This window comes from Clostridium chromiireducens (genome assembly GCF_002029255.1).
GTDB lineage: Bacteria > Bacillota > Clostridia > Clostridiales > Clostridiaceae > Clostridium > Clostridium chromiireducens.
This window is the reverse complement of sequence record NZ_MZGT01000112.1, coordinates 1-10,594: the sequence shown is the minus strand read 5'-3', so window position 1 is coordinate 10,594 and position 10,594 is coordinate 1. Positions and strand designations below refer to the sequence as shown.

Sequence of the window (10,594 nt, the reverse complement as noted above, 5' to 3'; positions counted from 1 at the left end):
CTACATTATAATACAAAATTATATTTATGTTTATTTATGTTAACTGTATACTAATTTATACTTTAAATACATTATTTTAAGATTATATAGTTAACATAAACATTGTGGAATATTAAATATAATCCACAATGTTTACTAAAAAGCTATACTTATGCACAAAATCCACAACATGTTGTTGATAACTTTTACGTTTTCTCAACATGTTGTGGATTTTATTTTGGAGTGCTTCTACATAATTTTACTATTTAGCTTTTATTTTTATATAATTCTATATTAATTTTATTGTAATATTCCGCAAGCTACGCCCAAGATACCTACCGCGAATAATCCGAATATTATTAATAAAGGATTTACATTTTTCTTTAATAAGTACATACATAAGAATGTTAATAATAGTGGAACTAATCCTGGCATTAAACTGTCTAATACACTTTGGACAGTTGTAACTACTTCTTTTCCATCAGATTGCGTATACCTAGAAAGAACAAATGGTATATTAATACTTGTCCACTTAGAAACAAGTCCACCTATAACAAGCAATCCAAGTACTGACGATCCTTCTGTAAGATATCTAAGCTTATTTCCTGACATATCAGAAACTAGTTGAGTTCCCTTTTCATATCCATAGAACATTCCATACCAGTTTGTTGCAAGCCTTATTGTATTAAAGCCTATAAAAAATATTAATGGTCCTATTATACTTCCAGTAAGTGCAAGTCCTGCTCCGAGTGCTGCAAGCACAGGTCTTAAAGTCCCCCAAAATATTGGATCACCAACTCCAGCAAGTGGTCCCATAAGTCCAATCTTAACACCGCTTATTGATCCTTCATCTATATCTGCTCCATTTGCTTTTTGCTCTTCCATTGCTGCTGTTATTCCCATGATAGGTGTTGCCATAAATGGTTGTGTATTAAAAAATTCTAAATGTCTTTTAAGTGCGGCACTTAGTTCATCGCCTTTGTATAGTTTCTTTAAAGCCGGTATTAAAGTTACGCAAAATCCTATAGCTTGCATTCTTTCAAAGTTAAATGACCCTAAAAGGAAATTTGAACGAATAAACATGCTTATTATGTCACTTTTATTTAATTTCTTTTCACTCATTATCGTATCCCCCTCAACCATATTTACATCATTAATTCTGAATCATCGACATCATCAACACCATAAGTCCCAGCAGTTGCTACTTTACCTTCATTAGCTATTGATTTAATATGGAATATTGCTGCAATAACTCCTACTGCACCAAATCCGATTAAGTTGAAGTTTGTAAATGCTGCTAGTAAAAATCCAATGAAGAAGAATGGTAATAGTGATTTGCTATTCATCATGTTCATTACCATTGCATACCCAACAACTACTATGAATCCACCTGATACTTGAAGTCCTCTAGTTATTACTGGTGGGATGGCTGCAAGGGCTGCATTTACAGCATCTGTACCTGCAAGTACTCCTACGATTGCAGCTGGTACAGCTACACGTATTCCTTGAAGTGATAATCCTAAGAAGTGACACATTTCAATTCCTCTTGTATTACCACTTTCCGCATACTTATCAGCTAAGTGTTGGAAGAATACTGTTATTGTTCTTACAAATATAGTAAGAACTTGTCCTGCTGCTGCAATTGGAATTGCTACTGCAATACCTGCTCCGATTGATTGCTTACCAACAATTACAAGGATTGCTGAAATTACACTTGCAAGGGCTGCATCTGGCGCCATAGCTGCACCAACATTCATCCATCCTAACGCTAGCATCTCAAGTGTTCCACCTAATATAATTCCAGTTTGAATATCTCCTAATACAAGTCCGACTAGTGTGCATGCAATTAATGGTCTATGAAATTGTGCCTCATCAAGTACACTAGCCATACCAGCAACTGCTGCAACTACTACTAATAAAATTAATTGTAAAGTGCTCATTTATAATTCCCCTCTTTCTTCTTAATTTATATATAAAATTTTTAAATTTATATATCTAATTTTTAGTCCAAGTTATATATTCCCTAATACCATGTTGTAAGAAATCCCGAAAGTACTTTTCTTTAATTTATGACCATACATTACTAACTAAAATCTACATCTATATAAGTTTTAATTCTCTCAATCTATCCATTAAATCTATTTTAGGATCTTTTGCCAATTTCCTTACCTCTAATTCAATGCCTTTTTCATGAAGCTTTTTAAATGCTTCAATATCAACCTCATTCATACATAATGCATTTGTAATTTGTTTATCACCAGCTTTAAAGCACATTCCACCAACATTTACAGAGTTAATATCTATCCCACCTTCAACTGCCCTAAGCACATCTGTTGGATTTGTGAATAAAAACAACGTTTTAAAACTATCAAATTTAGGATTCTTATATGCTTCAACTGCTTTTGCTATTGGAAGCACATATGCTTTTATTCCTGGTGGTGACACTTGAATTACTAGTTGTTTTCTTAAGTCATCTGCTGCAACTTCATCACTACAGGCAAATATTCTGTTACACCCGCTCTCCTTTGTCCAAACTGTTGCAACTTGTCCATGTATTAATCTGTCATCAATTCTTACAAAACTAATTTCCATAATTTTATTTCCCGCCTTCTTTATGTTTTTATTTGTTTTATATTAAATTACATGTAATTCTTTATCTAATTAAAATATCTATACTAATTCGTCTTCAAGATCTTCTTCTAAATTTTTATTTAGTACCTTGATAGCATCTTTCCCTGAGTTATTTGCAATCTCCAATAACTCTGATAAACTTGAGAAATCTCTACTACCTAAAACCTCTAAAATCATTGGTAAATTAACGCCTGTTACAATCTCCATATTTTCATGTTTCATTGCAATTATACTGGCTGCATTAAATGGGCTCCCTCCAAAAAGATCAACCATAAATAAAACTCCGTCTTTACTATCTAACTCATTTATGACTTTATTATATTTTTCAACTAAATTATCTACACCTTCACCAGGTTTAAAAGTAACACTGGCTACGTTTTCTTGGCCTCCAAAAATCATTTCTGCAGACTTAAGAATTTCTTCTGAAAACATGCCATGAGTTCCTACTATTACTGAGATCATTATTTCATCATCCTTTCTTGCTACATATATTGTTTCTATACTCATATATTTAGCAATTACCATGCCAAAAAAGTGTGTCAAAAGATACTTCTATGTCCAATCGTGAATTTTCAATGCATATATTGCATATCCACCCCTCTTTTGACACACTAAAGTATCTTTCAACACACTTTTTTATTTCTTTTAACACATTATTTATTTAAGATTAATGAATTTTAACACACATTAATGACATCAACCATGTAATATATTTCATCATCCGTTAATTCTATTGATAATGCTTCTTTAAATATTAAATTAGCTCCCTTTAAAGCCTTTAAATATTCAGGGTCTAGATCAAAATCTTCAGAATCATATGTCAATCCGCTATTTAACAGCATTCTTTCTAATGCACATGCAACATGAAACATTATTCTTAACTTGGCTGGATTTTCATAATTAACATTTAACGAGCTCTCAATAGATTTTATAAAATCATCTAACAGAGAATATATTTTCTCTGGATTAAGGAAAGTTAGTATTTCAGTTAAAGTTTGCTTACATAGATTTTTTAGAACAATTTGATTTTCTCCTTTAACGCATGGCATAACGCTTTTTCCTTCAATAATATTTCTTAAAATGTTCTCACCTGAGCCATCAATCAATTCCTCAATTGATATAAATGGAATACCCATATTCGGATTTGCTATCCCAACGAGAGCTAAAATTTTATTTTTAGCGGAGATTTGTTCTATTGAGTGATTTAGATTGTTTAATCCCACTGGGATAATCCTAATATTATCATTCATTGCTATATTTTTAGTTACAGCCTCTACTAATTCCTTTAATTTAATAGCTGCACCTTTCCCTGTTGAACATATTGTGATTATAACATGGTCTTCGCCCACTTTTCCTTCTGGGTTAATATTACTTGTATATCCTCTAAAATCAGTAAATAAATAAGAATATACCGAATTTAAATCCGTATCACAAAGTGAGCATTTCCTTACAGCTTCTAAAACCAATGCAGTTGAAACCATATCAATACTTTTAGTATTAATTCCTGTTTTTTCAGTAATGGCTTCTCCAAAACTATTCAAAGACCCCATATCAACTAAAAGCAGTACACCTTTTCCTTCATCAACTTGTTTTACTTTCTCAATAACATTTTCTAGAATCTCCGACGGCGTTCTTTCTAGAGGCATATCCACTGCAAGTATGTTCTCTGCATCAAAAAGTCTTTTAGCTACTGAAACCATACTGGTTGCAGTACTTGTCCCATGCGCTGCAACAACAATTCCAACTCTTTCTTGATGCGATAACTCTTGTATAGAATTGAGAAGCAATGCCAAGTATTCGATTTCTACACTTGGAATTATTAAATTATATCTATCTTCTATAAGCTTATGAATTTCTTTAGCTACATCATACTCTTTACTGTCAATTGACGATGGTAATTCAATACTTGCAGAAAAAGAAACTGTATTTTTCTTTATTCTATTGAATAGTGCACTAAAATGCAGACTTATAGCATAAATAAATCTATCATTTAATTTTTTACTCAATCTACTTTCAGCCAACATCTTGATTTCTTGTGCAAAATCAACAATGTCCTTATCAACAATCTTCAATAATCCCTCTCTACGGTTTCCATCACTTTTGAACCTAGCATAAAATTGCTTCAAGTGAACATTTATATCAGTTGCTATATAATTTTTTATATCATGATCACTCATACCCTCTTCTTGGAGAACAAAAGCTTTATCCTCTATTATGTTATATATGTTAAATGGCGGTTCATAGGCGTCAGTTTCTAAAAATGTCCTATTACCATCAGGCTTAATGATTAAACTCTTTGGCATTCTACTCCAGACCTCTGTATTATCCTTTAATTTGCCTTCGAAATTAGCTGCGCCATTCTTAATATTAAGGGGAAGTAGATTTAAATTAATATCAATACATTTATCAGTATTCATGCAATTCAAAAATCCTGTAGCACATACTAATTGTATATTTGACTTTAATTGTCCTACATTCCCATAGGTAGCACTCCCTATTAAAGCTTTAACCGCTTCCGATGATATTTTGATTGTCTTATTTACCCTTTGTGCTTCCTTTGACAATAAATAATGTATCAATTCCAATTTATCCTCTATAGGTCTTTCCTCAAAATTAGGGATGACTATAGTTATCGGAATTCTTCTTATAAAAGTATTAAGCAGTGTAGAGCTAGGATCTTCTGTTGTTGCTCCTATTAATAATACATTTGCTTTTCTATGCCTGTCTGCTTCACCAAGTTTATTATAGGTTCCAGTGTCCATAAAATAAAAAATCATTTCTTGACCCTCTGGAGGAAGCCTATGTATCTCATCTAAAAATAGTATTCCTCCATTAGCTTTTTCAACTATTCCTTCTTTCTCCTTTTCGGCTCCTGTAAAAGACCCCTTAACATGACCAAAAATATAAGATAAAAGAAGTTGTGGGTTATTGCAATAGTCTGCGCAATTAAATACCACAAACGGAGCATCCTCTGGTAGTTTTTTTATATACTTAGAATATTCATACATTATATTAACAAACAAGCTTTTTCCAACACCCGTACTACCAATTATTAACGTATGAAGCCCATTAGGAGGATATAATAATGCAGCTTTAGCTTGTTCAATTTGATTTTTTAGACTAGTATTTGCTCCAATAAGATAATTAAAAGGAGATTGTTCTCTGTCGTTAGTTTCTTCATCATTAGATATAAAATCTTCAATACTTAATATCTCTTCCAAATCTTCTGGTAATTTCACAGATAATATCTCTTCAAAGCTTTTCCTATCAAAGTAAAGGACAGGTCTATTTTTTATTTTAATTATTTTTCCATCTCTACAAAGGGTATTAAGCTCTCTAGACACATTACTTCTTAATATATCTAGGCTGTCTCCAATTTCTTGGGCGCTGAAACCCTTTATCTCTAAAAGATTATTCTTTGTAAACTTCTCAGAATTACTTTCTATATAATTATAAATCCTATCAATACGTTTCATAATTATCACCTTTCTTTGATAAGCAAAAAAGCACAATATATTATTAATACTACCTACTATTAATTGAATATATTGTGAATTTTATTTGTTATATACTTTTCTATATCTAATTTTAGTTCATTATTCGTAGAATTTACTTCTTATTTATTTCTAATATATCTTTTATAACTTCGCCACCGATTATCATACCTGCTACTGGAGGAACAAATGATATACTGCCTGGTATTTGTCTTTTAATAGCACACTTCTTAGTACCACCTGTACAAACACACCCAGTTTTACACGTAACAACATCATAAGCCGGTTTTATTGGAACTTCCTCAGAGTATACAACCTTTAACTTTTCTATTCCTCTCTTGCGTAATTCAGATCTCATAACTTTAGCAAGTGGACATATCTTTGTTTTAAATATATCTGTCACCTTAAATTGTGTAGGATCTAGCTTATTTCCTGTTCCCATACAACTCATTATTTTAATTCCCTTTTTATCGCAATATTCCACAAGTCCAAGTTTCGCCGAAACTGTATCTATTGCATCAACAACATAGTCAGCATCATCAGGTATTATTGTCGATATATTTTCTTGTGTAACAAAGATTTCATGTGTTATTACATTACATCCTCTATTTATTGATAAAATTCTATCTTTCATAACTTCAACTTTAGATTGACTTATTGTCTTATAAGTTGCATGTATCTGTCTGTTTAGATTTGTTAAACAAACTGTATCATCGTCAACAATAATTAGCTCTCCAACTCCTGCTCTAGCAAGAGCTTCAATAGTATAACTTCCTACTCCTCCTACACCAAAAACAACCACTTTACTATTTTTCAATTTATCTAACCCATCTTTACCTATTAAAAGTTCTGTTCTTGATAAAGAATGTTGTGCTGTCATATCTTTTCTCCCCTTATTTAAATAATTAAATTCTATAATTTATCTTATGTTTAATATTTGTATAGCTATCGCTACAATATATATTTTACCTTTTATTTTATAGTTTGATTTGTTAATTGTTATTATACCATAAAAATTAATTAAATCTTAGCAATAAAATTTTTAACTACAAACATCTATTTTGTTCACATTATTATTTAATATATTTACCTATCAAATTTGTGAAGCAATGATTATAATATAAATTAGTATTATATATTTAACTCAAATATTTTGTTTATACTCTACAATTTAACAAGATATTTATCATTTATACTAATTTAATATTCTAGGAGGATTATTTTTAATGACTATAGGAATAATTGCCGCTATGGCAGAAGAACTTGAAATCTTACTAAAAGATGTAACACTTGAAGAAAAAAACGAAAAGGCAAATATGACTTTTCATAAAGGAAAGCTATATGGAAAAGATGTCGTAACTGTAGTTTGTGGAATTGGTAAAGTTAACTCAGCTATCTGCACTCAAATATTAGCTTCTGAATACAAAGTAGATAGAGTCATCAATGTCGGAGTTGCTGGTGGAATTGGTAAAAATATTTACCCTGGAGATATTGTTGTTGCAGAGAATTTAGTACAACACGATATGGATACTACAGCATTTGGAGATAAAATGGGTCAAATTCCAAGACTAGATACATTTGATTTTAAATGTAATGCAGAAATGATTTCTATAGCAAAAAAAGCTTGCGAATCAATTCCTGAATTAAATAGCTTTACAGGAAGAATTGTTTCTGGTGATCAATTTATCGCGAATATAGAAAAAATTCAATGGCTTGATAAAGAGTTTGGAGCAATATCTTGCGAGATGGAAGGTGCAAGTATAGCTCAAGTTTGTTACTTAAATTCAATTCCGTTTGTAGTTATTAGATCTATTTCTGATAACGCAAATAACGGAGCACATATGGATTATCAAAAATTCATTCCAGTTGCAGTTAAAAATTCAACTAGAATACTTAAACAAATGCTTGAAATGATGTAATTTAAGTTTATACAATACCCTGCCGAAAAAGAAGGTGCTCTGTTACTCGGTTGCCGGAAAAAATAATTGTGGATTTCTAACAGTAAAAGTTGTGCCCATCCCTGCATGTTCCTGAGGCAAGCTCATGACAAGCAAGGATGGAACAACTTTTACTGAAGAAATGCCTACAATTATTTTTTCAATGCAACACTGCGTAAAAGAGCACCTTCTCTTTCTGGTTAAGGTATGTATTTCAAAACATAAATTTAAATTATAATTGATTTATCTTACATATTTCTACTATTCTAAATCATAAATCTTATAATGTAAAATTCTTAAGTTCATCTTTAAGTTCATTTGATATATCGTGAAGGTTGCTTGCATATTGGGTAAGTTCGTCCATTGTTGCGCTTACTTCTTGTGCTGATGCTGTTACTTCTTCAGATATAGATGCTGATTCTTCTGATACTGCTGCTATATTTTCAATCTGCGCTTTAACAACTTCTTTATTTTGGTGCATCTTTTCATTTAATACTTTAATATTTTCAATTGCACCTGTTAGAGGCATTATTGAATCAACTATTCTATTGAATATATCTTCAGTTTCTTTTATTGCCTCCCCTTGTTTTTGCGACATATTTTTGCTTTCTTCCATGGCTATTTTAGTTGCACTGTTCTTGCTATTTATTTCTCCAACAATTGCTTTTATCTCATCTGTGGACATCTTAGATTCCTCTGCTAATTTCCTAATTTCTTCTGCAACTACTGCGAATCCTTTTCCTGCCTCTCCCGCTCTTGCTGCCTCAATACTTGCATTTAGAGCAAGAAGATTAGTTTGTTCAGTTATTCCGGCTATTGCATCAGATATGTAATTTATCTTGTTTATACTTTCGCCCATTTCATGAACCATGCCACCAGATTTAATTGCATTCTCTTTAGATTTTTCAGCCTTACTTATTAGGTCATTAAGTATAACTAAACCTTGAGTACTTAATTTCTCAGTTTCCTTTGATAAACCATTAATATGCGTTGTTTCATTACTGATTTCGTCTATTCTATCTGATAATTCTTCAACACTCATTGCCACTTCTGTTGCAGATTGCGCCTGACTTGTTGCTCCACTAGCCACTTCCTGTATTGCATTTGATACTTCAGATATTGACGCTGTGGTTTCTTCTGACATGCTTGATATGCTAAAAGCCGTTTCAATTAAATGAGATGACGTACTTTGCACACCTTTCATTAAGTTCAATACACTATCTATCATTGAATTAAAGTTATCTCCAAGGTCTCCAAATTCATCTTTTGCTGTAACAGCAATTCTTTGAGTAAAATCACCTTGTGCAACATTATTAAATGCCTTCTTTAATTTTCCTATCTCTTTCATAATATATGATGCAGAAAGCATCGATATAATTATTCCAATAATTATACATAGCAAGCTAGTCATAATTACCGTTGTCTTCATAGTCATAACATTATCAGTTACTTCTTTGCTATCAATGATTCCAATCATCTTCCACCCAGTTAATGCATCCGTCTCCTGGCATGTATAGAATGACTTTCCATTATATTTCCAAGTATATACTCCTCTTTCCTCATTTTTAGCTGATTCCCAGAATGGTAAGCCACTAACATTATCCTCTGCTTCTTCATTCTTATCATTATTCGCCACAATATCTCCATCTTTATCGACCAATAATATATATCCTGAATTTAATAACTGTATATTACTAATATATTCTTTCATGGAATCTAAAGACACGTCTATCACTATAACACCAGTAAATTGCCCTTTATCATCTTTAACTGACTGCGCTACTGTCATTACTTGCTTTCCTGTAACACTATCTTTATAAGGCTTTATGTATACAACTTTTCCATCTGCTTCTTTAGCTTTTTTATACCATTCTCTTTCCTTATAATTAAATTCATTAATGGTCATTACCCCACTATCTAATACAAGTTCACCGTACTCACCTGCATATCCTGCATTAATAATACCATTTACCGAACCCTTTGTATCACTAAATATATCTTGTACATGTTTAGCTATTAGCGAATGATCTGCTTGTAGGTTTGATAAATCTTTAATATCAGCATTTTTTGATATTACTCTCAGTTGTGTATTTAGTATTTCTAAATATTGAGTAAATCCTTTATCGACTTCTTTGATTGTTTGAATACTTGTTGTCTTCAAATTATTTTCTAATACAATATTAGATTTAACAATGGATACTATCCCAACTGTTAACGTTGGCACCATAAGCATAATAACAATACATGCCACTATTTTTCTAAACAACTTACTATTTTTTTTCATACTTAACCTCCTATAAAACTAATTCTTAATTAAAAAAATAAATTACATAAAACCATGTGCTATAAAAAAATAACACACTAAATGTAATTTGCCTCACTACTATAATATTTCTAAATAGGGTAAAATGTAATATTTCTATAATAACATTGTATTTTATTATATTCAAGTCGTCGAAATTAAACTATTTTAATATTTTTAACTTTATTTTTCTATTTTAATGTCGATAATTGCTATAGAATTAATTATATTTATTTATCTGTCTTTTAAAC

Annotated in this window: 8 protein-coding genes; 1 reads left to right on the top strand and 7 read right to left on the bottom strand. The window is 31.2% G+C overall.

Annotated elements, in window-relative coordinates; genetic code table 11:
* Window positions 1–279: 279 nt before the first annotated feature.
* From manZ to CLCHR_RS22705, 6 genes are all read right to left on the bottom strand, one after another.
* Window positions 280–1,122 carry a PTS mannose transporter subunit IID gene (gene manZ, locus CLCHR_RS22730; RefSeq protein WP_202117359.1) on the bottom strand — a complete coding sequence of 281 codons (843 nt, stop codon included), beginning with the start codon at window positions 1,120–1,122 and terminating at the stop codon, window positions 280–282.
* Window positions 1,123–1,124: 2 nt separating this feature from the next.
* Window positions 1,125–1,919 carry a PTS mannose/fructose/sorbose transporter subunit IIC gene (locus CLCHR_RS22725; RefSeq protein WP_079442185.1) on the bottom strand — a complete coding sequence of 265 codons (795 nt, stop codon included), beginning with the start codon at window positions 1,917–1,919 and terminating at the stop codon, window positions 1,125–1,127.
* 160 nt (window positions 1,920–2,079) lie between these two features.
* Window positions 2,080–2,571: a mannose/fructose/sorbose PTS transporter subunit IIB gene (locus CLCHR_RS22720; RefSeq protein WP_079442184.1), complete on the bottom strand. Its 492-nt coding sequence runs from the start codon at window positions 2,569–2,571 to the stop codon at window positions 2,080–2,082.
* 78 nt (window positions 2,572–2,649) lie between these two features.
* A complete protein-coding gene (locus CLCHR_RS22715; RefSeq protein WP_079442187.1) occupies window positions 2,650–3,072 on the bottom strand; it encodes a PTS sugar transporter subunit IIA in 423 nt (140 codons plus the stop codon).
* A gap of 215 nt (window positions 3,073–3,287) precedes the next feature.
* Complete coding sequence (locus CLCHR_RS22710; RefSeq protein ID WP_079442183.1) at window positions 3,288–6,086, bottom strand: sigma-54-dependent transcriptional regulator; 2,799 nt, start codon at window positions 6,084–6,086, stop codon at window positions 3,288–3,290.
* 133 nt (window positions 6,087–6,219) lie between these two features.
* A complete protein-coding gene (locus CLCHR_RS22705) occupies window positions 6,220–6,984 on the bottom strand; it encodes a tRNA threonylcarbamoyladenosine dehydratase (RefSeq protein ID WP_079442182.1) in 765 nt (254 codons plus the stop codon).
* Window positions 6,985–7,330: 346 nt separating this feature from the next.
* On the opposite strand from CLCHR_RS22705, the gene CLCHR_RS22700 reads away from it, so the two are divergent.
* Window positions 7,331–8,023 (top strand): 5'-methylthioadenosine/adenosylhomocysteine nucleosidase, encoded by a 693-nt coding sequence (locus tag CLCHR_RS22700; RefSeq protein ID WP_079442181.1) that lies wholly within the window; start codon window positions 7,331–7,333, stop codon window positions 8,021–8,023.
* 298 nt (window positions 8,024–8,321) lie between these two features.
* Here CLCHR_RS22700 and CLCHR_RS22695 read toward each other — a convergent pair whose 3' ends face one another.
* Window positions 8,322–10,325, bottom strand: coding sequence for a methyl-accepting chemotaxis protein (locus tag CLCHR_RS22695; protein ID WP_079442180.1), 2,004 nt, complete (start codon window positions 10,323–10,325; stop codon window positions 8,322–8,324).
* Window positions 10,326–10,594: the final 269 nt, after the last annotated feature.

Excerpts from the sequence above, each read along its gene's own strand:
- manZ (WP_202117359.1), bottom strand. The coding sequence starts at position 1,122 with ATGGTTGAGGGGGATACGATAATGAGTGAAAAGAAATTAAATAAAAGT.
- CLCHR_RS22725 (WP_079442185.1), bottom strand. The coding sequence starts at position 1,919 with ATGAGCACTTTACAATTAATTTTATTAGTAGTAGTTGCAGCAGTTGCT.
- CLCHR_RS22720 (WP_079442184.1), bottom strand. The coding sequence starts at position 2,571 with ATGGAAATTAGTTTTGTAAGAATTGATGACAGATTAATACATGGACAA.
- CLCHR_RS22715 (WP_079442187.1), bottom strand. The coding sequence starts at position 3,072 with ATGATCTCAGTAATAGTAGGAACTCATGGCATGTTTTCAGAAGAAATT.
- CLCHR_RS22710 (WP_079442183.1), bottom strand. The coding sequence starts at position 6,086 with ATGAAACGTATTGATAGGATTTATAATTATATAGAAAGTAATTCTGAG.
- CLCHR_RS22705 (WP_079442182.1), bottom strand. The coding sequence starts at position 6,984 with ATGACAGCACAACATTCTTTATCAAGAACAGAACTTTTAATAGGTAAA.
- CLCHR_RS22700 (WP_079442181.1), top strand. The coding sequence starts at position 7,331 with ATGACTATAGGAATAATTGCCGCTATGGCAGAAGAACTTGAAATCTTA.
- CLCHR_RS22695 (WP_079442180.1), bottom strand. The coding sequence starts at position 10,325 with ATGAAAAAAAATAGTAAGTTGTTTAGAAAAATAGTGGCATGTATTGTT.